This is a genomic window from Pseudoalteromonas sp. SR45-4, from assembly GCF_014163535.1.
Classification (GTDB): Bacteria; Pseudomonadota; Gammaproteobacteria; order Enterobacterales; family Alteromonadaceae; genus Pseudoalteromonas; species Pseudoalteromonas nigrifaciens.
Genome location: NZ_JACJDO010000018.1, coordinates 38,445 through 61,839, shown reverse-complemented (window position 1 = coordinate 61,839; position 23,395 = coordinate 38,445). Strand labels below are relative to the sequence as shown.

At 39.2% G+C, this 23,395-nt stretch carries 27 protein-coding genes; 20 read left to right on the top strand and 7 right to left on the bottom strand.

Features of this window, described 5'->3' with window-relative positions:
• Positions 1-9: 9 nt before the first annotated feature.
• The gene (locus H5058_RS09720) at positions 10-729 is read right to left on the bottom strand and encodes a 3-deoxy-D-manno-octulosonic acid kinase (protein WP_182677881.1); all 720 of its coding nucleotides are present in this window, start codon (positions 727-729) and stop codon (positions 10-12) included.
• A gap of 123 nt (positions 730-852) precedes the next feature.
• Between H5058_RS09720 and H5058_RS09715 the strand changes: the two genes are divergently transcribed.
• From H5058_RS09715 to glpG, 6 genes are all read left to right on the top strand, one after another.
• Positions 853-1,911, top strand: a complete 1,059-nt coding sequence (locus H5058_RS09715; RefSeq protein WP_182677879.1) for a glycosyltransferase family 9 protein — start codon at positions 853-855, stop codon at positions 1,909-1,911.
• Positions 1,911-2,468 carry a D-glycero-beta-D-manno-heptose 1,7-bisphosphate 7-phosphatase gene (gene gmhB, locus H5058_RS09710; protein ID WP_182677877.1) on the top strand — a complete coding sequence of 186 codons (558 nt, stop codon included), beginning with the start codon at positions 1,911-1,913 and terminating at the stop codon, positions 2,466-2,468. Before H5058_RS09715 ends, gmhB begins: the two co-directional genes overlap by 1 nt.
• Before the next feature lie 176 nt (positions 2,469-2,644).
• Entirely contained in the window at positions 2,645-3,838 is a 1,194-nt protein-coding gene (locus tag H5058_RS09705) for a glycine C-acetyltransferase (RefSeq protein ID WP_011328973.1), read from the top strand.
• A gap of 50 nt (positions 3,839-3,888) precedes the next feature.
• Complete coding sequence (gene tdh / locus H5058_RS09700; RefSeq protein ID WP_011328972.1) at positions 3,889-4,914, top strand: L-threonine 3-dehydrogenase; 1,026 nt, start codon at positions 3,889-3,891, stop codon at positions 4,912-4,914.
• A gap of 88 nt (positions 4,915-5,002) precedes the next feature.
• The gene (glpE, locus tag H5058_RS09695) at positions 5,003-5,320 is read left to right on the top strand and encodes a thiosulfate sulfurtransferase GlpE (protein WP_182677875.1); all 318 of its coding nucleotides are present in this window, start codon (positions 5,003-5,005) and stop codon (positions 5,318-5,320) included.
• Positions 5,317-6,141: a rhomboid family intramembrane serine protease GlpG gene (glpG, locus tag H5058_RS09690; protein WP_182677873.1), complete on the top strand. Its 825-nt coding sequence runs from the start codon at positions 5,317-5,319 to the stop codon at positions 6,139-6,141. Before glpE ends, glpG begins: the two co-directional genes overlap by 4 nt.
• On the opposite strand, the gene H5058_RS09685 is transcribed toward glpG, so the two are convergent.
• Complete coding sequence (locus tag H5058_RS09685; protein WP_182677871.1) at positions 6,138-6,536, bottom strand: flagellar basal body-associated protein FliL; 399 nt, start codon at positions 6,534-6,536, stop codon at positions 6,138-6,140. The two genes, glpG and H5058_RS09685, sit on opposite strands and share 4 nt — an antisense overlap.
• A 155-nt stretch (positions 6,537-6,691) precedes the next feature.
• On the opposite strand from H5058_RS09685, the gene H5058_RS09680 reads away from it, so the two are divergent.
• Both H5058_RS09680 and ubiA read left to right on the top strand, forming a co-directional pair.
• Positions 6,692-7,237, top strand: coding sequence for a chorismate lyase (locus tag H5058_RS09680; protein WP_011328968.1), 546 nt, complete (start codon positions 6,692-6,694; stop codon positions 7,235-7,237).
• Positions 7,234-8,112 carry a 4-hydroxybenzoate octaprenyltransferase gene (gene ubiA / locus H5058_RS09675; RefSeq protein ID WP_086994012.1) on the top strand — a complete coding sequence of 293 codons (879 nt, stop codon included), beginning with the start codon at positions 7,234-7,236 and terminating at the stop codon, positions 8,110-8,112. The genes H5058_RS09680 and ubiA overlap by 4 nt, the downstream gene beginning before the upstream one ends.
• An 18-nt stretch (positions 8,113-8,130) precedes the next feature.
• On the opposite strand, the gene H5058_RS09670 is transcribed toward ubiA, so the two are convergent.
• The 3 genes from H5058_RS09670 to H5058_RS09660 form a co-directional block, all read right to left on the bottom strand.
• Positions 8,131-8,751: a 2OG-Fe(II) oxygenase gene (locus tag H5058_RS09670; RefSeq protein ID WP_182677870.1), complete on the bottom strand. Its 621-nt coding sequence runs from the start codon at positions 8,749-8,751 to the stop codon at positions 8,131-8,133.
• A gap of 92 nt (positions 8,752-8,843) precedes the next feature.
• Entirely contained in the window at positions 8,844-9,728 is an 885-nt protein-coding gene (locus H5058_RS09665; protein WP_041454528.1) for a LysR family transcriptional regulator, read from the bottom strand.
• Between the two features lie 304 nt (positions 9,729-10,032).
• The gene (locus H5058_RS09660; protein WP_011328964.1) at positions 10,033-10,455 is read right to left on the bottom strand and encodes a DUF2721 domain-containing protein; all 423 of its coding nucleotides are present in this window, start codon (positions 10,453-10,455) and stop codon (positions 10,033-10,035) included.
• 80 nt (positions 10,456-10,535) lie between these two features.
• Between H5058_RS09660 and H5058_RS09655 the strand changes: the two genes are divergently transcribed.
• From H5058_RS09655 to tsaD, 3 genes are read left to right on the top strand one after another with little or no spacing between them, the layout of a single operon-like run.
• Entirely contained in the window at positions 10,536-10,898 is a 363-nt protein-coding gene (locus H5058_RS09655) for a DUF2007 domain-containing protein (protein WP_011328963.1), read from the top strand.
• Complete coding sequence (locus tag H5058_RS09650) at positions 10,882-11,472, top strand: YjaG family protein (RefSeq protein WP_011328962.1); 591 nt, start codon at positions 10,882-10,884, stop codon at positions 11,470-11,472. The genes H5058_RS09655 and H5058_RS09650 overlap by 17 nt, the downstream gene beginning before the upstream one ends.
• 53 nt (positions 11,473-11,525) lie before the next feature.
• The gene (tsaD, locus tag H5058_RS09645) at positions 11,526-12,539 is read left to right on the top strand and encodes a tRNA (adenosine(37)-N6)-threonylcarbamoyltransferase complex transferase subunit TsaD (RefSeq protein WP_011328961.1); all 1,014 of its coding nucleotides are present in this window, start codon (positions 11,526-11,528) and stop codon (positions 12,537-12,539) included.
• Between the two features lie 6 nt (positions 12,540-12,545).
• Here tsaD and plsY read toward each other — a convergent pair whose 3' ends face one another.
• Positions 12,546-13,157, bottom strand: coding sequence for a glycerol-3-phosphate 1-O-acyltransferase PlsY (plsY, locus tag H5058_RS09640; RefSeq protein ID WP_058373966.1), 612 nt, complete (start codon positions 13,155-13,157; stop codon positions 12,546-12,548).
• A 208-nt stretch (positions 13,158-13,365) separates the two neighbouring features.
• On the opposite strand from plsY, the gene folB reads away from it, so the two are divergent.
• The 8 genes from folB to H5058_RS09600 all read left to right on the top strand — a co-directional run bounded on the left by folB (position 13,366) and on the right by H5058_RS09600 (position 19,588).
• Positions 13,366-13,725, top strand: a complete 360-nt coding sequence (gene folB / locus H5058_RS09635) for a dihydroneopterin aldolase (protein ID WP_182677868.1) — start codon at positions 13,366-13,368, stop codon at positions 13,723-13,725.
• Positions 13,726-14,214, top strand: coding sequence for a 2-amino-4-hydroxy-6-hydroxymethyldihydropteridine diphosphokinase (gene folK / locus H5058_RS09630; protein ID WP_182677866.1), 489 nt, complete (start codon positions 13,726-13,728; stop codon positions 14,212-14,214). It abuts the gene before it with no gap.
• Positions 14,211-15,011, top strand: coding sequence for an undecaprenyl-diphosphate phosphatase (locus H5058_RS09625; protein ID WP_182677864.1), 801 nt, complete (start codon positions 14,211-14,213; stop codon positions 15,009-15,011). Before folK ends, H5058_RS09625 begins: the two co-directional genes overlap by 4 nt.
• Before the next feature lie 228 nt (positions 15,012-15,239).
• Positions 15,240-16,595, top strand: a complete 1,356-nt coding sequence (gene mpl, locus H5058_RS09620) for a UDP-N-acetylmuramate:L-alanyl-gamma-D-glutamyl-meso-diaminopimelate ligase (RefSeq protein WP_182677862.1) — start codon at positions 15,240-15,242, stop codon at positions 16,593-16,595.
• Position 16,596: 1 nt separating this feature from the next.
• Positions 16,597-17,220: a flavin prenyltransferase UbiX gene (locus H5058_RS09615; RefSeq protein WP_041454762.1), complete on the top strand. Its 624-nt coding sequence runs from the start codon at positions 16,597-16,599 to the stop codon at positions 17,218-17,220.
• Positions 17,217-18,146: an ABC transporter ATP-binding protein gene (locus H5058_RS09610; protein WP_011328954.1), complete on the top strand. Its 930-nt coding sequence runs from the start codon at positions 17,217-17,219 to the stop codon at positions 18,144-18,146. The genes H5058_RS09615 and H5058_RS09610 overlap by 4 nt, the downstream gene beginning before the upstream one ends.
• On the top strand, positions 18,147-18,914 hold the full coding sequence (locus H5058_RS09605; RefSeq protein ID WP_011328953.1) for an ABC transporter permease: 768 nt from the start codon (positions 18,147-18,149) through the stop codon (positions 18,912-18,914). It begins immediately after the preceding gene.
• A complete protein-coding gene (locus H5058_RS09600) occupies positions 18,914-19,588 on the top strand; it encodes a tRNA (guanosine(46)-N(7))-methyltransferase TrmB (RefSeq protein WP_182677860.1) in 675 nt (224 codons plus the stop codon). Before H5058_RS09605 ends, H5058_RS09600 begins: the two co-directional genes overlap by 1 nt.
• A gap of 5 nt (positions 19,589-19,593) precedes the next feature.
• Here the strand turns inward: H5058_RS09600 and H5058_RS09595 are convergent, their stop codons facing one another.
• On the bottom strand, positions 19,594-21,462 hold the full coding sequence (locus H5058_RS09595; RefSeq protein ID WP_182677858.1) for a GGDEF domain-containing protein: 1,869 nt from the start codon (positions 21,460-21,462) through the stop codon (positions 19,594-19,596).
• A gap of 268 nt (positions 21,463-21,730) precedes the next feature.
• Here H5058_RS09595 and panP point away from each other — a divergent pair, with 268 nt between their 5' ends.
• Positions 21,731-23,356: a pyridoxal-dependent aspartate 1-decarboxylase PanP gene (gene panP, locus H5058_RS09590; protein ID WP_089368661.1), complete on the top strand. Its 1,626-nt coding sequence runs from the start codon at positions 21,731-21,733 to the stop codon at positions 23,354-23,356.
• The last annotated feature ends 39 nt before the right edge of the window (positions 23,357-23,395 follow it).

Here is a 23,395-nt window from a genome sequence, read left to right as displayed (position 1 = left end):
TAAAGTAAGTTAACGCTTAAACTTTGTGTAACTAGCATACAAGACTTGCCAATCGCTGGCTTGCCAGTTAAATACAGGGTTGCGGCCTTGTTCTTTTAAAAATGAGCGCTTTAGGCGCTCCATATTACTTTGTTGCCATTGTAAGGCGGGCGTTTTAATTTCGCCGCGATCAAAGTCAATAATATATACTTGGCCAGTGTCATTAAATAAAATATTATTAATGTTTAAATCTGCGTGGTATACGCCTTTACGGTGAAAGAGCGCAATGGTTGTGGCGATACTTGTTAATTCAGATTCAGTTAAAGCACGCTCAACAAGTATATCCAGTACACTTTTGGCACCTGTTACCGCCTCGGTAATAATATCACCGCGATAAATTAACCCGCTTTGAGTCACTTTTGCTGCAATAGGAGTCGGTACATTTAAGCCAAGCTCAATTAACTGCGCCATTAAGGCAAACTCTTTATATACTCGGGTTTGCTCAAGGCCTAAATAAAAGTATTGGTCACTGAGCAATTTACCGACCAAGCCACCGCGCCAATAATGTCTCAGCACAGCGGTTAGTTCATTATTTTTAAAAAACCACGCCATTGCGCGGCCTTTTTTAGCACCCACTATTTTATTTTGTTGCTGCCAGTAGTCGGCATTAAACCAGTTTAAATTAACCTGATTTTCATAACTAGGGTGGGTCAGCAGAGTATGCTTACCTTGGACGTGTTGTTTGAACATAGCTCACGGGTATTACTTAAATATGCGCCTATGTTAGCGCGTTTTAAAGCCGAGGATAAGTACTTGCAATAGCGCGATTATAATTTAAGATCGGGTTTTACTATTTAATGCCCAAGGAAACGCGTGACTCCAGTGCCTAACTACTCCTCTATTTGTATTTTACGACTCTCTGCTATTGGCGATGTATGCCATGCTGTAAGTGCAGTACAAGCGATTCAAAAAGCGCATCCTAATGCAAAAATCACTTGGGTTATTGGCAAAGTAGAAGCTATGTTATTGGCCAACTTACCCGGTATTGAGCTGGTGGTGTTTGATAAAAAACAAGGCAGCGTGGCACTGAAAAATTTAAAGCAAACTTTTAAAGGGCAAAAATTTGATGTACTGCTTAATATGCAGGTAGCACTAAGGGCCGGGTTTGTTGCACGTTGTATTCCTGCAAAAGTTAAAATAGGCTTTGATTGGGCGCGCTCAAAAGAGCTGCATAGCTTATTTATAAATAAACGTATTGCAGCGCAGCCACATGCGCATGTGCTAGAAGGGTTTAAAGGCTTTGCTAAAGCCATTGGCGTAAATGATTATCAGCCAAGTTGGGAAATGCCTTACACACAGCAAGATCAAAACACAGCCGATGAATTACTCACTGCAGAATATTTATCTAATAAGCTGTTTGTTATCTCTCCAGCAGCAAGTAAAGCGCAGCGCAATTGGCTTCCCGAACGTTATGCTGCGCTTGCAGATTATGCTCATCAGCAAGGGTTTAAAGTGGTATTGACCGGCGGCCCTACCGAGCTGGAAATAAACCTTGCCAATAATATTATTAAACACAGCCAGCACCGCATTTTAAACCTAGTTGGTAAAACTAAGCTTAAAGAATTGTTATGCGTGTTAAAACGCGCCAGTGTAGTGCTAGCCCCAGATACTGGCCCTGCTCATATGGCAGTAACGGTAGGCACTCCTGTTATTGGGCTATATGCCCATTCAAACCCAGCGCGTACAGGGCCGTATTTATACCAAAACTATGTGGTTGAGGTATACCATCAAAACTTGCTTAAGCAAACGGGTAAAACAGCGCAGCAGCTGCCTTGGGGCACACGTATTAAAGGTAACGATTTAATGAGCCAAATTACCATTGATGCGGTAAAAGCGATGTTTGATCATGTTGTGCAAAAAGAGTCGTTATAATGAATCAATCACACAAAAATAAAGCACTATTTTTAGATAGAGATGGCGTAGTAAACGTTGATCATGGCTATGTGTATCAAAGTGAGCAGTTTGAATTTATCGAAGGAGTATTTAGCACGTGCAAGGCATTTTATGATGCCGGTTATAAAATTATTATTGTTACTAATCAATCTGGTATTGGTCGTGGTTATTACACCGAGGCAGACTTTATAGCACTAACCAGCTGGATGAAAGCACAGTTTAGCGCACATCAAATACTGATAAGCGACGTTTATTTTTGCCCTCATCATCCTATAAATGCATTGCCTGAGTATTTAAAACAGTGCGCTTGCAGAAAGCCAGCTCCAGGTATGCTACTGCAAGGTATTAGTGAGCATAATATCGATCCGCAGCAAAGTATTATGGTAGGCGATAAAAAAAGTGATATGCAAGCTGCAGAACAAGCTGGCATTGCCACGCGCGTATTGGTGCACTCTGGCCAGCAGTTTGATGACAGCGCCAAACAAACTGCAGATTTTATTTTCAATTCAATTAATGATTTACCAGCACTTTTATAAATTCAAATACGCCCCCCAATTCAGGCACTGTAAACTGGCAGGAATTGCTGCCAAATTTATAATTTGCGATGAACTGCAAACAGTGCATTTTATTCGTTAAACTTTTACAATACCCCACATAATAAACAGTAGCTTTGTTTTGCTGTTTAACCTGTTAAATCAAATGGAGACTAAAGATGAGAGCATCTGCTTTTTTTAGCCAGCTACAACAGCAAATTGAAGACGTAAAAACTGAAGGTTTGTATAAAAGCGAGCGTATTATTTTATCGCAGCAGCAAGCTCAAATTGAAGTTGCATCAGGCAAAGTAATTAACTTTTGTGCTAATAATTACCTAGGCTTAGCAAATAGCCCAGAGCTAATTAAAGCAGCGCAAGATGGCTTAGATGCACATGGTTTTGGTGTGGCCTCAGTACGCTTTATTTGTGGTACGCAAGATATTCACAAAACATTAGAGAAAAAAATCAGTGAGTTTTTAGAAACCGAAGATACTATTTTATACTCATCGTGCTTTGATGCTAATACAGGTCTGTTTGAGACTATTTTAGGCGCTGAAGACGCGATTATTTCGGATTCACTTAATCATGCTTCAATTATCGATGGCGTACGTTTATGTAAAGCTAAGCGTTTTCGTTATGCTAATAACGATATGGCTGACCTTGAAAAGCAGCTTATTGCCGCGACCGAAGCCGGTGCTAAAACTAAGCTAATTGCCACAGATGGCGTTTTTTCTATGGATGGCGTTATTTGTGATTTAGCCACAGTGTGTGATTTAGCTGATAAATACGATGCATTAGTAATGGTTGACGACTCGCATGCTGTGGGCTTTGTTGGCGAAAATGGTAAAGGCACACCAGAGTATTGTAACGTGCTTGATCGCGTAGATATTATTACCGGTACCTTAGGTAAAGCATTGGGCGGTGCATCAGGTGGTTATACATCAGGTAAAAAAGAAATTGTTGAGTGGTTGCGTCAACGTTCGCGTCCTTACTTATTTTCAAATTCATTAGCTCCGGCAATTGTGACTGCATCGATTAAAGTGCTTGAAATGCTAGAAAGTGGTGGCGAGCTTCGCGCTAAGCTTTGGTCAAACGCTAAATACTTCCGCGAGCAAATGGAAGCAGCTGGCTTTACCTGTGGTGGTAAAGATCATGCCATTATTCCAGTTATGCTAGGCGATGCTAAAGTTGCATCATTAATGGCTGATAAGTTATTAGTTGAAGGTATTTATGTAACCGGTTTTTCATTCCCTGTTGTACCTAAAGGTCAGGCACGTATTCGTACCCAAATCTCAGCTGCACATAGCATTGAACAACTTGATACCGCCATTGCTGCCTTTACCCGTATTGGTAAAGAAATGGGCGTTATTTAATTTTATTGTAAACCGCGCTATAGCTGCGGTTTTTTAGTTGAGTGTGAATTATGAAAGCATTATCTAAATTAAAAGCAGAACCGGGTATTTGGATGACAGATGCGCCAAAACCAGAAGTTGGCCATAACGACCTGCTAATTAAAATTCGTAAAACTGCAATTTGTGGCACCGACGTTCATATTTATAAGTGGGACGAGTGGGCGCAAAAAACTATTCCTACACCTATGGTTGTTGGCCATGAGTATGTTGGCGAAGTGGTTGATATGGGCCAAGAAGTACGTGGTTTTAAGGTTGGCGACCGAGTATCTGGCGAAGGCCATATTACGTGTGGACATTGTCGTAACTGTCGTGCAGGGCGCGTACATTTATGTCGTAACACCACAGGTGTAGGCGTAAATCGCGAAGGTGCATTTGCTGAATACTTAGTTATACCAGCGTTTAATGCGTTTAAAATTCCTGATAATATTTCAGACGAATTAGCATCAATTTTTGACCCCTTTGGTAATGCCGTACATACCGCGCTGTCGTTTGATTTAGTAGGCGAAGATGTATTAATTACTGGTGCAGGCCCCATTGGTATTATGGCAGCGGCCGTGGCAAAACACGTAGGTGCACGTCACGTAGTTATTAGCGATGTAAACGAATACCGCCTAGAGCTAGCACGCAAAATGGGTGCAACACGCGCTGTTAACGTAGCCAACGAAAAGCTTGAAGATGTAATAAAAGAGTTAGGTATGACTGAAGGTTTCGATATTGGCCTTGAAATGTCGGGTGTACCAAGTGCTTTTAATTCTATGCTAAATAATATGAACCATGGCGGTAAAGTTGCCATGCTAGGTATTCCACCATCAGATATGGCGGTAGACTGGAACCAAGTTATTTTTAAAGGCTTAGTGATCAAAGGTATTTATGGCCGTGAAATGTTCGAAACCTGGTATAAAATGGCAAGTCTTATTCAATCAGGTTTAGACTTAAACCCAATTATTACTCATCAATATTCAATAGACGACTTTCAAGCTGGTTTTGATATGATGATTTCAGGACAATCAGGCAAAGTGATACTAAACTGGGATTAATTTAGTTTAATACGGTTTTATAAATGGTATTAAAAGGGCGGCTTGAGTCGCCTTTTTTATTGATTTAATTATTTTAAAAGAGATTTCAATGGCATTTAAACATATATCAATAGCACAAACTCTTGAATTATTAGATAAAGAAGACGTGGTAATTGCAGACATCCGCGATCCAAATTCATATCAAGCGGGGCATATTCCTGGTTCTGAAGCGCTTTCGAACGCTAATATTGCACATTTTATGATGGAAAAAGAGTTTGATCAGCCAATCATTATTGTTTGTTATCACGGTATGAGCTCGCAAGGCGCAGCAAGCTACTTAGTGGAGCAAGGTTTTGAAGATGTGTACAGTATGGATGGCGGTTTTACAGCGTGGGAAGCGACCTACAGCGAGAAAGTTGAACGATGATAGAGCTTGGCAGTTTAAATAATCCGCGTGCTGCACAAGGCTTTATAGACTATTTAAAAAGCCAAGGCTTGCAAGGTGAGTTACGCTCAACAGATGGTAGCACAGTAATTATTAGCGTATTACCTGAGCACTTTCATCAAGTGCAGCCGCTTTGGACTGAGTTTACGCAAAATCCTAATCATGTCCGCTATCAGCAAGCATCTTGGGAAGTAGGAAGCACGCAATCACCGCTTAAGTACCAAGGGCAATCGCTGAATTTAATGGCGCGATTTAAAGCGCTTAGCTGGCTTAATCAAACGGTTAGTATTTTAAGTATTGTTATTTATATTGCATTTTTATTGGGTGGATTTGAAACAATATATACCACGTTGCAGTTTAATCCTGCCGAGCCATTAACGTGGATTACCCCTGCAGTAGTGCACTTTAGCGCCATGCACATTGTATTTAACTTAGTTTGGTGGGTGTCGCTTGGCGATAACATCGAAAAACAATGTGGCAAGCTAAGCCTAATAGGGCTATTTGTAGTAAGTGCCTTAATCAGCAATTGGGCACAATATTTAATGGTTGGCCCTAACTTTGGCGGATTAAGTGGTGTGGTGTATGCGCTACTTGGCTTTTGCTGGATTTACAGCGCCTTAAACCCTAAACAACCTGCATTAGTAAGCACTGCAATTATTGGTTTTATGCTAATTTGGTTGGTGCTTGGATTTGCGGATGTGTTGTTTATAGGAATGGCTAATTGGGCGCATTTAGGCGGGTTAATTAGCGGTATGGCTTATGCCGTTACCACGTCTATGTTAAAAACTAAAAGCCACAATTAGTGATATAAATACTTGGTGAACAAGACTTCACGGATGATCTCTTGTCCCGTTTCTTCTTTTAATAAGCTTTTAAGTTTTGCTGCACTTTTTACTCTTATTTCTTCACGGCCACTGAGCGATTTTATTTTACCTTCAGGTTCTTTAGATAAAATTTCAACTAAGGCGTCGCGTAGCAATGGCGTATGGTGCTCTACGGTTGCAATGTCTGATGCATTATTAAGCATTAAATCAACAGTAACACGCACATAGCCCATTTTTTTACTCGATGTGCCAATGTAGTTGGTAATAATGTCTGGCTCAAAACCAAAGTAACCCACAGTCGAGTCTGCTCGTGCGGTTAAGCTTACTAAACTTGCTATAAGTACAAAAAGACCGGCGAATACTGTTTTTTTCATGTTAAATGCTGTTTTTTATAAACGTGTTGTAAATAGTCTATACCTTATAGTGCCTAATATACAGCGCAGAGCAACTATTAGTGGCAGTAAATCGTACTTTTTCAAATGCTTTGGCAATGTTATTATTCAACTGATTTTTATTAAGTAGAGCAATTGTGATTACTTTCCCTGTTTCATTATCTGCCGATTGGCAATGTGCCTCACTGTTTAGTGATTTATCGAGTGCAGAGCAAGAGTGGTTATTTGAACCGCATTCATTAACAGCCAAATTAAAAAGTCGCTCACAGTGTTTTAGTGTAAAAGTACTTAGTGAGCAAGAGTTTGAGCTTAGTGCAGAGCAACAACAATTATTAGGCTGTACGCAAACTACTGCGCTTAACCGTGAGGTACTTTTACTTTGCGACAATAAACCGGTTGTATATGCGCAAAGCTGGTTGCCAGCAAGTGTTAACGCCGCAAATAATAAATTACATAATATGGGGGAGCGACCATTAGGCGATGTGATTTTTCAAGATCCACAATTAACCCGCACAGATATAGAAATTGCGCGCTTTAATACCCAGCATTCATTACAACAGCTTGTCGCACAATTAAAGTTACCATCGCAAAGTTTACTTGGCCGTCGCAGTCTATTTTCGCTTAAAGACTATAAATTTTTAGTGTGTGAAGTGTTTTTACCAGGAGCGTATTTGTACTCATGAAATTAGCGCGTTTAACCCCAAGCCATATTCCTTATTATATTGCGCTCATGCGTATAGATAAACCAATAGGTACTTTACTATTACTTTGGCCAACATATTGGGCGCTGTGGTTAGCAAATGCAGGAATGCCAAGTTTAACTAACTTTATAGTATTTACGCTGGGTGTTGTGATAATGCGCAGCGCCGGATGCGTTATTAATGATTTTGCCGACAGAAAAATAGATGGTTCGGTTAAACGTACAATGCAGCGGCCATTAGTTTCAGGACAGGTTAGTAGTGGTGAAGCGATTAGTTTGTTTATATTATTAATAACAGTCGCATTTTTACTGGTGTTAATGCTTAGTGTAAATACAATATTACTCTCTTTTGGTGCACTTGCTTTAGCGTTTTGTTACCCGTTTATGAAGCGTTATACACAATTACCGCAAGTGGTGTTAGGCGCAGCATTTGGCTGGGCTATTCCTATGGCTTTTATGGCGTCAATTAATGCACTTCCTATACAGGCTTGGCTGTTATTTATTGCTAATATTTGCTGGACGGTAGCCTACGACACTATGTATGCCATGGTCGACAGAGATGATGACTTAAAAATAGGGGTTAAATCTACCGCTATTTTATTTGGTAAATACGATCGTCACATTATAGGGTTACTTAATTTAGCCTTTATAGCGTTAATGCTCGCTATAGGAGCACTTAATAATATTGGGCTGAGTTATTGGCTTGGTCTTAGTGTTGCTATTGTATTGTTAGTTTACCAACAAGTGCTTATTCAACAACGCGCACGCACCGATTGTTTTAAAGCGTTTTTAAACAATCATTATGTAGGATTAGCCTTTTTTATCGGCTTATTGTTTTCCTACCCTGTCGCATTTTAATAACAGGGTAGAGTATTGTTAGCGGGGTGGATCAATAATGCCACTGATTGACGTGTTTTTTCTGAACCAACCAGCAATCGAGTAGCGTTCATCAACCGCAGGTAGCACTTCATGAACAAAGCGTTCGCTTTCAAATAATACTAAGGTGCCAGCTGTTGGCCTAATAGTAATTTCAATGTCTTTACTTTTAGGTTTATAAATAACTAACTCGCCGCCTTGCTGTGGCGTGTTTAAGTATAAAACGGTGGTAAAAACACGGTTAGAACGACCTTTAAAAGCATCAACATGCTTTTTATAAAAATCACCTAAAGTATATTTTGCGTAGTGGCATTCATAATCAAATAACCCCATAAAAAAACACCGGTTAAGTGTTGTTCTAATGCCTTCCATCGCAGTTTGATAATTTTTTTGGGCTTGCGAACTGCCATCAAACCAGTATGTTTTGTCTTTGCGAATAGTGCTATCAATTTGCTGATTATTTAAGCGGCCAATTCCAGCTAAGCTAAAGTGCCGGTTTATCCGGTAACAATCGGCCATTAAATCAGACATTAAGCCTTCATCAATGGCGTTTTCAACAATAGCGTAACCATAAGCTTCAATATGATCTAAATATATTTCTGAGGTAATAAAGTTGCCCATTGATACTAATTATTAAAATAAAGAGCAGCTAGTCTAGTGCAAAGCAACTTAATAGCCATCATTTATATGTTTAAAGGCACTTATTTTATTTATTAATTTACCGTCATAGCCATTTTTTTTATCAGTGATAACAGGTGCTCTATATGCTCACCCACTTCAATTTTTTGACTCGTTTGTACTATAAGTTGCTCACGGCTTAGGTCTTTATTGGTTTTTAACTGAATAAGATTACTATTTTCAGCAATAGCATTGGTGTGCTCAATGCCTGCTATTGCAAAATGATCTGACTTTTCAAGACCTGCCATTACTTGCTCTATGCTGCCAACTTTAATGCTAGATGATTTGTTTAATCCATCAATGGCTTCATTAAGCATAAGTTGTACGGGTTTAGATTGTGAAAAACAACCAAACATAGGGTAGTGATCTAGCTCTTGTTTGCTAATGTCGGCTTTATGCGCAAGAGGGTGGTTTTTAGAAACAAATAAAATTAGCTGATCAGGTAAGTGAATATCACTACCAATGCTATTAATGGCTTGCGAATAAACACTAATATCTATTTCGCCCTGTTGCAGTTTACGCGAAAGTTCTTGTTTATCTTGGAGTTGCATTTCAATTTTAATATGCGGATATTGATTTAAAAATTGCCCACACGAAATAGGTACAACACTACTTGCTTTGTTGGTGTAGCCAATAATTAGCTTTTTTTCAATAGTGCCATTAATAGATTGAAAAATACGCTGCTTAGTTAATGCCAACTCACTAAGCGTATTTTTAGCATAATCAAGAAAAAGTTCACCAGCATCGGTAAGGTGTACCGAGCGAGTAGAGCGTTTAACTAACTCGTAGCCTATTTCTTCTTCAAGAGTTTGAATGCTACGTGTAAGCGCCGACGTGCTTATTTTAGTTTGTTCTGCGGCTTGTCTGAAGTGGCGTAACATGCCAAGTGCTATGAATTGTTCCAGTTGTTCAAATCTCACTTTATAGTCCCTTTTTATAAGTAAGTCGCATATACGCGAACATAGTAATATTACTTATTAATCTATTAAAATTAATAAGTAATATTTAAATGCGATTGTAAATTTATAATAAATTTCAATCAGCATATCCCTCTTTTAGTATTAATTAAAGAGTGAAATTGTTAAATAGTATTATCCTTTAGGTTAATAACTAATAGTTTGTTATGTGTTTTAAGCTTTTATTATGCAAGTAACATATAAAGTAGCTTTGCCTTAAGGGTTAATAAACCACTGTGCAAAAATTATTATTTGAAACTATAAGCTTTTATTCAACAAAGTTACGACTAACCCGGTTGCTCAATGGTTTATTTTCAATGCTTTGCAGTTCTATTTCAATTGCATCGCAAGAAATATGAATTTCAAATAACGAGGTTAATAACGATAAACTTAAGCAAGTAAGACTAACGCCAAATAAAATAATTCCAGTAGTATTGAGCTCTATAAATAACGCAAACATGGAAAGTGTGCATAGTAAAAAAGATACAACTCCATATACCTGCATGGTTCTTATAAGTTTTATACGCTTTCTTAAATTGGTTATTTGCGCAACAACAACCGGGCGAATTGATTCACCTTCACGGGCGTTTAATCCTCTAATTAATTGCGCTATTACTAAAAATCGGTTTGTATAGGCAAGTAGTAACAATGAAATAGCCGGAAAAAGTAATCCTGGAGTTGTAAGTGTCATATTTATTCCTGCAAGCTGGCTAGTTTATGAATTAACACATTAATGAAAGGCATTGTAAACACAAATAAATGAGGTGAAAATTGCAAAATACTAATAGTGATAACTTAACCGCTGACCCTTTCACATGGATAACAATATATCGCGCTGAAAATAGTTTAGAAGCGAATATAATTAAAGGCTTAATCTTAAATGATGGCATAGAGTGTCAAATTAAAGGTGAAATGCTGCAAGGAGCTTTAGGAGAAATACCGTTTGATCAGGCTCAAGCCAGTGTGCAGGTTTATGCGATAAAAGAGCGCCATGCGCGACAAATATTGGTAAACTACCAGCAAGTAAAACAATCAGCTCCAGATTGGGTGTGTCCTAATTGTAATGAGCATAATGGATCAACATTTGAATTTTGTTGGTCATGCGAGACGTTAAAAAATGACAAAAGCAAATAACTTTCAGCGTATTAGAGAGCTAAACTACTTACAAAAAGCAGTGTTAGCCAGTGCCTTAATTGAACGTATGCTACCTAACTATGGCCTATTTAGTGAAGCAACAGGGTTTGGTGACGAAACCGTTTTACGCAGTGCTTTAAATGTTTGCTGGGAGAAAATACTGCTACCAAAAAGTAAGATTGATCTTGAAAAGCAAATCGAGAAAATAGAACCCAATGTGCCTGAGCTAGCTGACTTTGATATGTTTGGTACGTATCCGGCAATTGATGCCGCGACCGCATTATTAAGTCTTATGCATGGTTTAATGGCGCAAGATGAGCAAGAGCTCATAAATATAAGTAAAATATCGCAAGCAACGGTTGCCCGCTTTATTGAGTATCAAATGACTGTTGAAGGTGAAGTTGCCGATAACAAAGCAATACGCGAACACCCACTAATGCAATACGAAATGGATGTATTAGGTGAGCTAATTGATTTTGTAGAAGCCATGGGCCGTGTGACCTCTGATAATGTTAAAGAACTTAAAAAACATGTGCTTGCTGATGGGCAAACCAATATTGGTTTAACATTATAAAACGTAAATAATTTAGTTTAAAAAGCACCTAAATAGGTGGCAGGAGAAAAACAGTGCGAATTTTGGGCATTGAATCGTCATGCGATGAAACCGGTATTGCTATATACGATGACGAAAAAGGTTTATTGGCGCATCAATTATATAGCCAAGTAAAAGTACACGCAGACTATGGCGGTGTAGTGCCAGAGCTGGCATCACGGGATCATGTACGTAAAACACTGCCCCTTATCGACGCTGCATTTGCACAAGCGGGTTGCGGACCTGAAGATTTAGATGGCGTTGCGTATACAGCAGGCCCTGGTTTAGTTGGCGCACTTTTAGTCGGTACCTCAATTGGTCGCTCTCTTGCTTATGGTTGGGATATTCCTGCTGTAGCAGTGCATCATATGGAAGGGCATTTATTGGCGCCCATGCTTGAGGAAAATGTTCCTGAGTTTCCGTTTATTGCTTTGCTAGTATCGGGCGGACACACCATGATGGTTAAGGTAGCCGGTATTGGCCAGTATGAAGTGCTGGGTGAGTCGGTTGATGATGCAGCAGGCGAAGCATTTGATAAAACAGCAAAATTACTAGGACTTGATTACCCCGGTGGCCCACGTTTAGCTAAAATGGCAGAGCAGGGAGTAGCTAAGCGATTTATATTTCCACGTCCGATGACAGACAAGCCCGGCTTAGATTTTAGTTTTAGTGGTTTAAAAACAGCAGCATCTATCACTATTCGTGAAAACAATGATGACGAGCAAACTAAAGCCGATATAGCGCATGCATTTCAAACCGCGGTTATCGATACCTTGGTAATAAAATGCAAACGTGCACTTAAGCAAACAGGTATAAAACGGTTAGTAATTGCTGGTGGTGTAAGTGCTAATACGCAGTTACGTTTGCAGTTAGAGCGTGTGATGCAAGGTATGAAAGGCCAAGTGTATTATCCGCGTACCGAATTTTGTACCGACAATGGCGCTATGATTGCGTACGCAGGGATGCAAAGATTAAAAGCAGGGCAATTTGCTACCCTTGATATGAAAACTAAACCACGCTGGCCAATCGACAGTCTAGAAGCCATTTAATAGCAGTTAAATATCGCTTTTTTCATCAGTGGGTGCTTTTTTAGCGCCCACTTTTGGCTCGTCACCACTAAATAACCGTGCGATATTAGAGCGATGCCTAAAAATAATTAGTACCGTAATAAAGGTAACGGGTAGCGTATAAAGTGGCTTTATTAACCAAGTGTATAAAGGTGCAAGCGAAACCGCAACTAAGGCAGCAAGAGAAGAATAGCGCGTTATCGCTACCATAATAAACCAAGTACAAATTAACAAACCCGCCAGAGATAGCCCTATAGGTAATAAAGACCCAAAAGCAGTGGCTACCGCTTTACCTCCTTTAAAACCAAAAAATAACGGGAACATGTGCCCTAAACAGGCAGCCACAGCGACTAAACCAAGCGCAAGCGGCTCAAGATCTAAAAAGTAAGCCCCCCAAACGGGAATAGTGCCTTTTAAAATATCAAATACCAGTACTAAACAAGCGGGTAGTGCGCCCCCCAGCCGATAAACATTAGTTGCCCCTGGATTATTAGAGCCATTACTACGCGGATCGGGGAGTTTAAATAACCGCGAGACGAGTATGGCCGACGAAATCGACCCAAGTAAATAGGCTAAAATAAACATTAAAGTGGCTAACACGTGCTTCCTTATTTTTTAATTGTACTTTTTCGGCTATTATTGACGTCAAAATTTATAAACTGCTTTAATTACTAACTAGTATAGCTACCTTGTTATTGTAGAAGTAATTTATATGTATTTAAACACTGCTTAAAGTATATACAGTATTAATTTAATTGATACATTATGCAGTTAACTCAGTGGCTTGTTACTGTCATTAGGAGCATTAATGGACAAGGTATTTATATCGCAATTACACGTCGACACTATTATTGGAGTGTACGACTTTGAAAAAGAAAGTAAACAAAGCCTTTACTTTGACGTTGAAATGTTAAGTGATATTAAACCTGCAGCTGCAAACGATGATATTAATTTAGCACTCGATTATGCAAAAGTAAGTGAGCGGATCATTGAGCACAGTACGGTAAAACCGGTAGAACTGCTCGAAACCTTAGTTGAGCAATTAGCGCATATAATTTTGACTGAGTTTAATACCCCACAAGTGACTATTCGAGTAAGTAAACCTGCAGCCGTTGCTCAGGCGCAAGCTGTGGGTGTTGAAATTACGCGTACTAAGGCAAGTATTTAAATGGCGCAAATTTATATTAGTTTAGGGTCAAATATTAATAAGGCGCATTATATGCGCTGCGCGCTTATAGCGCTTAAGCCGCACTTTAACGACTTAGTGCATTCCTCAGTATTTGAAAGTGAAGCGGTTGGATTTGCTGGTAATAACTTTTATAACTCGGTAGTTGGTGCTACAACCGATATGCCATTAGCAAATGTATGTAGCTTACTAAAGCAAATTGAGCGCAATAATGGTCGCACTGCAAACGATAAAAAGTTTAGCCCGCGGACCCTCGATTTAGATTTACTATTTTATGATGATGTAATTTGCGACTCTCCCGCACAGTTACCACGTGACGAAATTACAAAAAACGCCTTTGTATTACAGCCTCTAGCTGAAGTAGCTCCACATTTTTATCACCCTGTTGCACAGCAAACCATTGCCGAGCTTTGGCGCGAGTACAACAACCCTCAACAAAAACTATGGAAAGTGGAGTTTTCTAACCCATGAGTATTATTGAAATTATTGTTTTAGCTCTTATTCAGGGATTTACTGAATTTTTGCCTATTTCTAGCTCTGCGCACTTAATTTTACCATCGCAAATATTGGGCTGGGAAGATCAAGGGTTAGCATTTGATGTTGCAGTACATGTAGGTACTTTAATTGCAGTAGTGATTTATTTTCGTAAAGAAGTAAGCAGCATACTTAGTGCATGGTTTAAGTCGTTTGGTGCGCAAGGTAGCACCGATGACAGTAAATTAGGCTGGTGGATAATTTTAGGCACAATTCCAGCCGCTATTTTAGGTTTGCTTTTAAAAGATATGATAGAGCTTTATTTGCGTAGCGCATGGGTGATCGCGGTTACCACCATTATATTTGGTTTATTGCTTTGGTATGCGGATGCAAAAGGTAAGCAAACTAAAACGATTTATCAGCTAAATTGGAAAACCGCGCTTATTATAGGCCTAGCACAGGCCGTTGCGATGATCCCAGGCACGTCACGTTCAGGTATTACTATGACTGCGGGTTTAATGCTTGGCATGAATAAACAAAGTGCTGCACGCTTTTCGTTTTTACTGGCAATACCTATCATTTCTATGATGGGCCTTTACTATACCGTTGAGCTTGCACTAGGGGAGCATGTAGTTGACTGGAACACCTTGTTATTAGGTGTTGTGTTGTCATTCTTATCGGCTTATGCCTGTATTTATATGTTTTTAAAAGTAATAGAACGCATGGGAATGTTGCCATTTGTTATTTACCGATTATTGCTAGGGGTCGGGTTAATTGTATTTTTAACGCTGTAATTAATATTTTTGACTCGTTTAATTTAAGCGTTTAAAAGCCTTCCTAGTGTGGAAGGCTTTTTTGTCAGTGATACTTTTAACTTCAGTGGCTTAATTATTAAGTTACTTAGGCGTTTTTGGCAACAGTGAAATGCGCACGCACAATGGTAACGAAGCGCGAATTTTGGCATTATAGCGCCATTAAACTTTGCTGCTGTGCAAAGTAAGCACACGATTAAAGGAAAGTAGATGCATATTCATATTTTAGGTATTTGTGGCACCTTTATGGGTGGGATAGCTGCGATTGCTAAATCGCTTGGCCATAAAGTAACGGGGTCTGATCAAAACGTTTATCCACCTATGAGCACGCAGCTTGAAGAGCTCGGAATTGAGCTAACCCAGGGCTACGAGGTAACCCAATTAGAGCCAGCGCCAGACATGGTGGTTATTGGCAATGCCATGAGCCGAGGCAATCCATGCGTTGAATATGTACTTGATAAAGGTCTGCCTTATACATCTGGGCCTGAATGGCTAAAACATAACTTATTGCAAAATTCATGGGTACTTGCGGTTGCTGGTACACATGGTAAAACCACCACAGCAAGTATGCTTGCATGGATTTTAGAGTATGCGGGTTTAAAACCGGGCTTTTTAATTGGTGGCATTGTGCAAAACTTTGGCGTGTCGGCCAAAGTAGGCGAAACGCCTTTTTTTGTTATTGAAGCAGACGAATACGACACGGCATTTTTTGATAAGCGCAGTAAGTTTGTGCATTATTTACCGCGAACACTTATTTTAAATAATCTTGAGTTTGATCATGCCGATATTTTTGACGATTTAAACGCGATTAAAAAACAATTTCATCATTTAATACGTACAGTACCACAAAGTGGCAAAGTTATTTGGCCAAAGGATGATCAAGCACTTAGTGATGTAATAACTCAAGGACTATGGAGCGAAAGTGAAACCTTGGGTATTGATTGGAATTATGAACTAGTAAAAGCCGATGGCAGTGAGTTTAAGGTGTTTTTAAATAATGAAAGACAAGGCACCGTTAATTGGCAGGCAATGGGTGAGCACAACGTTAAAAATGCTATTATGGCCATAGCAGCTGCGCGCCATGTGGGTATTGCCGTTGAGCATAGTATAGCGGCACTTGGTGAGTTTATTAGCCCTAAACGACGCATGGAGCTCAAAGCTGATATTAATAACATAAAAGTGTACGACGATTTTGCGCATCATCCAACGGCTATTCAAACCACATTAGCAGGGCTGCGCGCTAAAGTAGGCAATGATAAAATAATTGCTATTTTAGAGCCGCGTTCAAACACCATGAAAATGGGCGTGCATCAACATACATTACTTGCCTCGTTGAGTGATGCCGATGAGGTACTGCTTTTTGAGCCAGAAAACCTAAGCTGGTCGCTGAGCGAACAAGCTGCTGCAGCCGGTATGCAGTGTTTTAGCAGTACACAGGTAATTATTGATACCGTACTTGATAATATAGCAGCTAATCAACATATTTTAATAATGAGCAATGGTAGTTTTAATGGCCTGCATCAGCAACTAGTTGATGCATTGGCTAATAAATACAGCGGAGAATAATTTGCAATTTAAAGACACAATTACCTTAGCATTTAGCGGCGCGTCGGGTGCGCCTTATGGCTTGAGATTGTTAGAAGTATTAATTGAACAGCAATTTCAGGTGTATGTGCTTATTTCAAGTGCAGCGCGAGTGGTATTTGACATCGAATCCGGTATTAAGCTCTCAGGTAATGAAACCAAAGCAAGTGAGCAATTAAGTGCGCTATATAACGCTAAGCCAGAACAGCTAAAAGTATATGGTAAAGACAACTGGTTTAGCCCAGTTGCCTCAGGATCAGCTGCCCCTAAAAAAATGATAGTGTGCCCTTGTAGTGCGGGCACTGTTTCGGCTATTGCTGTTGGCGCATCTGACAACTTACTAGAGCGTGCCGCCGATGTGGTAATTAAAGAGCGTGGCCATCTTATTTTAGTGCCACGCGAAACACCATTTAATCAAATTCATCTGGAAAACATGCTTAAGCTTTCACGCTTAGGGGTCACTATTATGCCTGCGTCGCCGGGTTTTTATCATCAGCCGCAAAGTATTGCCGACTTAGTTGATTTTATGGTGGCGCGAATTTTAGATCATTTAAACATTGAACATAACCTAACAAAGCGTTGGGGTTATGGTGAGGGCAAGTCATGAGTAAGCAACAAATTGCTTTAAATATAGCAGGCCTTACCAAGGTTTATACTAATGGGGTTGAAGCTGTAAAGGGTATTGATTTACAAGTGCGAGAGGGTGATTTTTTTGCCTTACTTGGCCCTAATGGAGCGGGTAAGTCGACCACAATTGGTGTTATTTCATCACTGGTAAATAAAACGAAAGGTAAGGTAGAGGTGTTTGGTTGCGACATAGACACCGACCTAGAGGCCGCTAAAGCGCATTTAGGCTTAGTGCCGCAAGAGTTTAACTTTAGCCAATTTGAAACCCTAACTCAAATATTAGTAACTCAAGCGGGTTATTATGGTGTACCACGCGGCGAAGCACATAAACGCGCCGAAAAGTATTTAACCCAATTGGGGCTGCTGGATAAAAAAGATAAACAAGCGCGTACGCTTTCAGGTGGTATGAAACGTCGTTTAATGATTGCTCGCGCACTTATGCATGAGCCTAAATTACTGATTTTAGATGAGCCAACAGCGGGTGTTGATATAGAGCTGCGTCGTTCAATGTGGGATTTTTTACGCCAAATTAATGAGCAAGGCGTCACCATTATTTTAACCACTCATTACTTAGAAGAAGCAGAGTTATTGTGTAAAAACATAGCCATAATAGACAATGGCCTGATTGTTGAAAACACCACAATTAAAGCACTGTTATCTAAGCTTGATAAAGAAACCTTTATTTTAGACTTAAAAACACCGGCTAAGCCAGTTACCCTAGAGGGTTATAAATTTACAATGGACGACGAGCATACTATTGAAGTTGAAGTGGCTAAATCGCAAGGCTTAAACGCTGTATTTAGTGCGCTAACCGAGCAAGGTAATACCGTATTGAGTATGCGTAACAAAGCAAATAGATTAGAAGAGTTATTTGTTGGATTATTAGAACAAGGTCGGGGCAAATAAATGTTTAAATATGGCGTAGCCTTAAAAAGTATTTGGATTAAAGAGTGTATTCGTTTTTTACGTATTTGGGTGCAAACCTTAGTGCCTCCAGCAATTACCATGAGTTTATATTTTGTTATTTTTGGTAACTTAATAGGCTCACGTATTGGTGATATGGGCGGCTTTAGTTATATGGAGTTTATTGTACCTGGCCTGATAATGATGTCGGTTATTACTAACTCTTACTCTAATGTAGCCTCAAGTTTTTACTCTACTAAATTTCAAAAAAGTATTGAAGAGCTACTTGTAGCCCCAGTGCCAAACTACATTATTGTGCTTGGATATATGGGCGGTGGTATGACGCGCGGAATAATGGTGGGCTTTATTGTTACCTGCGTATCGTTATTGTTTGTTGATATTCAAATTCATAATATTTTTATCATTATGGCTACCGTTATTTTAACCTCTGCAGTATTTGCACTCGGTGGCTTAATAAATGCTATATATGCAAATAGCTTTGACGATATTAGTATTATTCCTACCTTTATTTTAACGCCGCTAACTTATTTAGGTGGGGTGTTTTATTCAATTACATTACTGCCTGAGTTTTGGCAAAACGTATCACAAGTAAATCCTATTATTTATATGGTTAACGCATTTAGATATGGGTTTTTAGGGGTGTCGGATGTAGATTTAAGCTTGGCACTTGGCGTTATTTTAGTATTTATTATCGCGTTATTTACCTTAGCGCTGACATTAATTAAAAAAGGTGTGGGGCTAAGACACTAATGACTGATGCAAATTCGCGTAGTATTGTATCTAACCAAGCGGGTATTCACGAAAAGCTGGATGACATAGTTAACAAGCATTTAAACGCAGAGTTTAAAAAGCCAATAGCAGCGCATACACAAACAGCGTTTGACGAGGTGAATGCTAAAGTACAGGCGTTTAATGGCCCACTTATTTTAGATTCGTGTTGTGGTGTGGGAGAAAGTACTGCTAACTTAGCTAAGCGCCATCCTGATGCGCTGGTAATTGGTATTGATAAATCGTCGCACCGCTTAGATAAACACGATGTAGAGTATAAACAAACCGACAGTGGTCAGTATATTTTGGTGCAAGCAGACTTAAACGACTTTTGGCGTTTAGCCGTGGCAGCAAACTGGCAACCTAACCACCATTATTTGCTTTATCCCAATCCGTGGCCTAAATCTAAACATATTCGTAGGCGTTGGCACGGCGCGGCTATTTTTCCGTTTATTGTAAAGTTAGGCGGTAAATTAGAAGTGCGCAGTAACTGGGATATTTACGTTAAAGAGTTTGCCAGAGCACTTGAACTAACCGGTAATGTTTGTCAGGTTTCTGCTTATGGGGCAGATGAAGCAATTACCCCATTTGAGCGTAAGTACTGGGCGAGTGGCCAACAAAGCCACCGCTTGATTATTAGTTTAACTCAGGGTTGATTACTTTACTGCTCAAATAATGGATTAACATGTGGCGCTGGGTGGGCAATGAAATTACCCTGCATTAGCGTCACATTTACTTTTTTGAGCGCCGTAGCTATAGCTTTGTTCTCTACCATAGAGGCAATTAGTTGAATATTTTGCTGCTTTGCAAAATTGGCTGTGTAATCAACAAATAATGCCGTGTTCTCATCATTAACTATTTGCTTTATTAGCATGCCATCTAACTTTATTGCGTCAATTTCCAATTTTAAAATATTTAGTGTATTTGCAAAGTCGTTGCCAAAACTGTTTATCATCACCTTGATCCCCTTACTTTTAACCATAGTTATAAATGCCCTTACGCTTGAATAATTGGCGATAACTTGTGGTTCAAATAAAACTAAAGTGATATTTTCAGGGTGCGGATAGCGCTGTAATTCGTAAGCAATGTATTCATTTATGCTAGGGTCTAATATATCTTCAATAGTAATATTTAAACTCCAACTAATTTGTGTTTTACGAAAGCGGCTAAGGCACTGCGAAAATAAAGTACGGGTTAATAAGCCATCCATACGCAAGCGTATTACGGTATTTGAAAATGCATCGGGTTTTAAAATTTCGCCCTGTGGAGTCACAATTCGTGGTGTGCACTCGTAGTGTAGTGTTTGTTTAGACTCTATATCAATAACAGCCTGAAAATAGGGCACAACGCGCTTTTGTTCAAACGCTTCACGTACTTCTTTTGCTATTTCTAAATTATATAAATACAGCGACTTTGAGTCATTTATAGCCTCAGAGTAATTAACAACACTAAGGTTACCTTGTTTTGCCTGTAAAGCCGCAATATGGGCATTTTTTAGCAGCAACGACTTATTTCCTCGGGCAATACCTGCACATAAAGTAATGTAAATAAAAGGGTTGGTTAAAAAGGGCGTATTAAAATTATACGATTGAATTAAATTACTTAGTTCTTCGTATGGGGTTTCTTTGGGCGTTAGTAACACTAATTTATTGGTTGCTACACGGTAAATACGATAATTTATATTGCTGTGCTTTTTAAAGTGTATCAGTAATTTTTTCATTACATTGTCACCCACTTTAGTGCCGTAAAAGCGGTTTATATTTTCAATTTCGTTCACCCAAACTATGGCCATTTGCATATGGTGAACAGGGCTGTTTAAAAAATATTTTTCAAGCGCGATATGATTAGCAAAACCGCTACCAGAGTCTCTCATGGCGGCGCGTTTAGTCGCGAAGTTATACATAATTAGCAACAATATAATAATAACTAAAAAAAAGCCGCCTAAAACAGCCGATATTGAGGCGCTTTGCGCTAACTTATTATTGATACTTTTAAGGCTTATATCGGCAGCAGTTAAATATGTAATGCCATTTTTATCAATATGCGGAATAAAAATAGTTTTAAAGTCGCCCCATTGATCACTCGATATTTCAAAAACAGGCTCAGTAGATAAAAAGGCACCAATATTAGCCTTAGTTGCCTCTGGGTATAAATCTAAAAACTGGGTTACCTTGCCACTATTTTGATCCTCTTGGGTGTAGCTAGAAGCGCTAAAATGAACCTTGCCATTAATTAGCACCATAGAATACACGTAAGCAATATCGAGTGCTTGTGCAAGCTCAGAAAGCTGCTTACTTTTACTTTCGTAAGTTGCAAAGCTAATAGTTTGGGTTTTATTTATTTTACTGTGATAGTCATCGCCCAAAATATATTTAACGCTGGTGGCTGCATTAATAAGACGATTATCAAGGGCGTTAATTACATCACTGCGAATAGTGCTATAAGTATAATAAACACAGATAATTAAACTGATTAAAAACAGCATAAAAGCGCTTATTAACCCATTTATTTTTAGTTTTCCTTGTAGCATATAATTCCCTTTTTATTGTTAAATTAATTATACGCAAAAAAAACAAATGCCCAATGACTTAATTGATTTTGAATTAAAAAGATAAAAACCGGTCAAAATTAATATTATTTGTCATGTCATTTAGTGTTTTTATGGCTTTAAGCGAGACATTTTCTTAATATTGCAGTAAAGTTAGCGCAATTATTAAAAACCCTGTTACTAAAATAGCACCTTAATTTAGTGTGTTTAATAGAGCAGCAGGCGTTTTAGCCACACACTAGGTATTAAGATGGATCAAAAGCGTTTTGCCGTCGCCTCTAAAGAAAGCCTTAAGCGTATATTTACTGTACCTGAAGCGCCAGACTCAACTTTAAGCAAAATAGAGCTTGAAATATCGAGTAATTTAGCAGGTTTTTTAAACGAAAACATTGCGGCAATTGAAAAACCATTACACGAAATTGAAAAAGACTTTCAGTCGGCGATGATCCCAGAAGATCCAACGTTTGTATCTGCTTATGCGCAAGATATAATGGAGCAGTTGGTTGCGCACTCTGTGCATACCGCAGCGCCTAGCTTTATTGGCCATATGACTTCTGCTTTGCCTCATTTTTTACTACCATTATCAAAGTTAATGGTAGGGCTAAATCAAAACCTAGTAAAAATAGAAACCTCTAAAGCTTTTACTCCACTTGAGCGCCAAGTGCTTGGAATGATGCATCATTTAGCGTACGGGCAACAAGACGAGTTTTATGCTAAATGGATGCACAGTGCAAAAACATCGTTAGGTGCATTTTGCTCAGGCGGTACTGTAGCTAATATTACGGCGCTTTGGATTGCGCGAAATAGGTTATTAAAACCCGATGGCGACTTTAGGGGGATAGGCGCACAAGGCTTAATTGCCGGTATGCTGCATTACGGCTATAAAGGCTTAGCTATTTTAATTTCTGAGCGAGGCCATTATTCGTTAGGTAAAGCGGCTGATTTATTAGGAATTGGTCGTGAAAACTTAGTGGGTATTAAAACATGCGAAAACAATAAAGTTGATGTTAATGCCATGCGCGAAAAAGCCTTAGAGCTTGAAGCGCAAGGTATTAAAGTAATGGCCATTATTGGAGTAGCGGGTACCACAGAAACTGGTAATATCGATCCCCTTGAAGCGATGGCAGATTTAGCACAAGACATTAATTGCCACTTTCATGTTGACGCTGCATGGGGCGGGGCAACTTTATTATCTAATACCCATCGCCATTTACTCAAAGGTGTTGAGCGCGCAGACTCAATTACCATTGATGCACACAAACAAATGTATGTTCCTATGGGAGCTGGGCTGGTGTTGTTTAAAGATCCAACCGCTACCGATGCAATTGAACATCATGCAGAGTATATTTTACGTAAAGGCTCAAAAGATTTAGGTAGCCATACACTTGAGGGAAGTCGCCCGGGTATGGCAATGTTAGTACATGCTTGCTTACGTGTAATTGGCCGTAAAGGCTACGAAATGCTAATCGATCGTAGTATTAAAAAAGCCCATTACTTTGCTAATTTAATTAAAGCAGATGAAGATTTTGAGCTGATCTCAGAGCCAGAGCTGTGCTTATTAACGTATCGTTATGTGCCTAAGCAAATAAAGCAGGCAATTGCAGATGCTGATCCACAAACACGGATTGATATTTTTGCCTCACTTAATCGCTTTACTGCAAGTATGCAAAAACGGCAACGTGAATCAGGGCGATCATTTGTATCACGTACGCGTTTAACGCCTACTCAATACGATAATCAGCCCACCGTGGTATTTAGGGTAGTACTTGCTAACCCACTTACATCAGGCGTTATTTTAAAAGAAATTTTAGCTGAACAAAAAGAGTTGGCTAAAACAGATCCGGTATTTAAAAAGTATTTAAGCAAGTATATGTAATTAAAATATTAGCTTAAATAAAAAAGACGCTATTTAGCG

What these genes read in the sequence shown, in the direction of transcription:
- H5058_RS09720 (WP_182677881.1), bottom strand. Translation starts at nt 729, where the DNA reads ATGTTCAAACAACACGTCCAAGGTAAGCATACTCTGCTGACCCACCCT.
- glpG (WP_182677873.1), top strand. Translation starts at nt 5,317, where the DNA reads ATGATAGAGCTTGGCAGTTTAAATAATCCGCGTGCTGCACAAGGCTTT.
- folB (WP_182677868.1), top strand. Translation starts at nt 13,366, where the DNA reads ATGGACAAGGTATTTATATCGCAATTACACGTCGACACTATTATTGGA.
- H5058_RS09605 (WP_011328953.1), top strand. Translation starts at nt 18,147, where the DNA reads ATGTTTAAATATGGCGTAGCCTTAAAAAGTATTTGGATTAAAGAGTGT.
- H5058_RS09595 (WP_182677858.1), bottom strand. Translation starts at nt 21,462, where the DNA reads ATGCTACAAGGAAAACTAAAAATAAATGGGTTAATAAGCGCTTTTATG.
- gmhB (WP_182677877.1), top strand. Translation starts at nt 1,911, where the DNA reads ATGAATCAATCACACAAAAATAAAGCACTATTTTTAGATAGAGATGGC.
- H5058_RS09610 (WP_011328954.1), top strand. Translation starts at nt 17,217, where the DNA reads ATGAGTAAGCAACAAATTGCTTTAAATATAGCAGGCCTTACCAAGGTT.
- glpE (WP_182677875.1), top strand. Translation starts at nt 5,003, where the DNA reads ATGGCATTTAAACATATATCAATAGCACAAACTCTTGAATTATTAGAT.
- H5058_RS09705 (WP_011328973.1), top strand. Translation starts at nt 2,645, where the DNA reads ATGAGAGCATCTGCTTTTTTTAGCCAGCTACAACAGCAAATTGAAGAC.
- ubiA (WP_086994012.1), top strand. Translation starts at nt 7,234, where the DNA reads ATGAAATTAGCGCGTTTAACCCCAAGCCATATTCCTTATTATATTGCG.
- H5058_RS09660 (WP_011328964.1), bottom strand. Translation starts at nt 10,455, where the DNA reads ATGACACTTACAACTCCAGGATTACTTTTTCCGGCTATTTCATTGTTA.
- H5058_RS09600 (WP_182677860.1), top strand. Translation starts at nt 18,914, where the DNA reads ATGACTGATGCAAATTCGCGTAGTATTGTATCTAACCAAGCGGGTATT.
- folK (WP_182677866.1), top strand. Translation starts at nt 13,726, where the DNA reads ATGGCGCAAATTTATATTAGTTTAGGGTCAAATATTAATAAGGCGCAT.
- panP (WP_089368661.1), top strand. Translation starts at nt 21,731, where the DNA reads ATGGATCAAAAGCGTTTTGCCGTCGCCTCTAAAGAAAGCCTTAAGCGT.
- H5058_RS09625 (WP_182677864.1), top strand. Translation starts at nt 14,211, where the DNA reads ATGAGTATTATTGAAATTATTGTTTTAGCTCTTATTCAGGGATTTACT.
- H5058_RS09650 (WP_011328962.1), top strand. Translation starts at nt 10,882, where the DNA reads ATGACAAAAGCAAATAACTTTCAGCGTATTAGAGAGCTAAACTACTTA.
- mpl (WP_182677862.1), top strand. Translation starts at nt 15,240, where the DNA reads ATGCATATTCATATTTTAGGTATTTGTGGCACCTTTATGGGTGGGATA.
- H5058_RS09670 (WP_182677870.1), bottom strand. Translation starts at nt 8,751, where the DNA reads ATGGGCAACTTTATTACCTCAGAAATATATTTAGATCATATTGAAGCT.
- tdh (WP_011328972.1), top strand. Translation starts at nt 3,889, where the DNA reads ATGAAAGCATTATCTAAATTAAAAGCAGAACCGGGTATTTGGATGACA.
- H5058_RS09685 (WP_182677871.1), bottom strand. Translation starts at nt 6,536, where the DNA reads ATGAAAAAAACAGTATTCGCCGGTCTTTTTGTACTTATAGCAAGTTTA.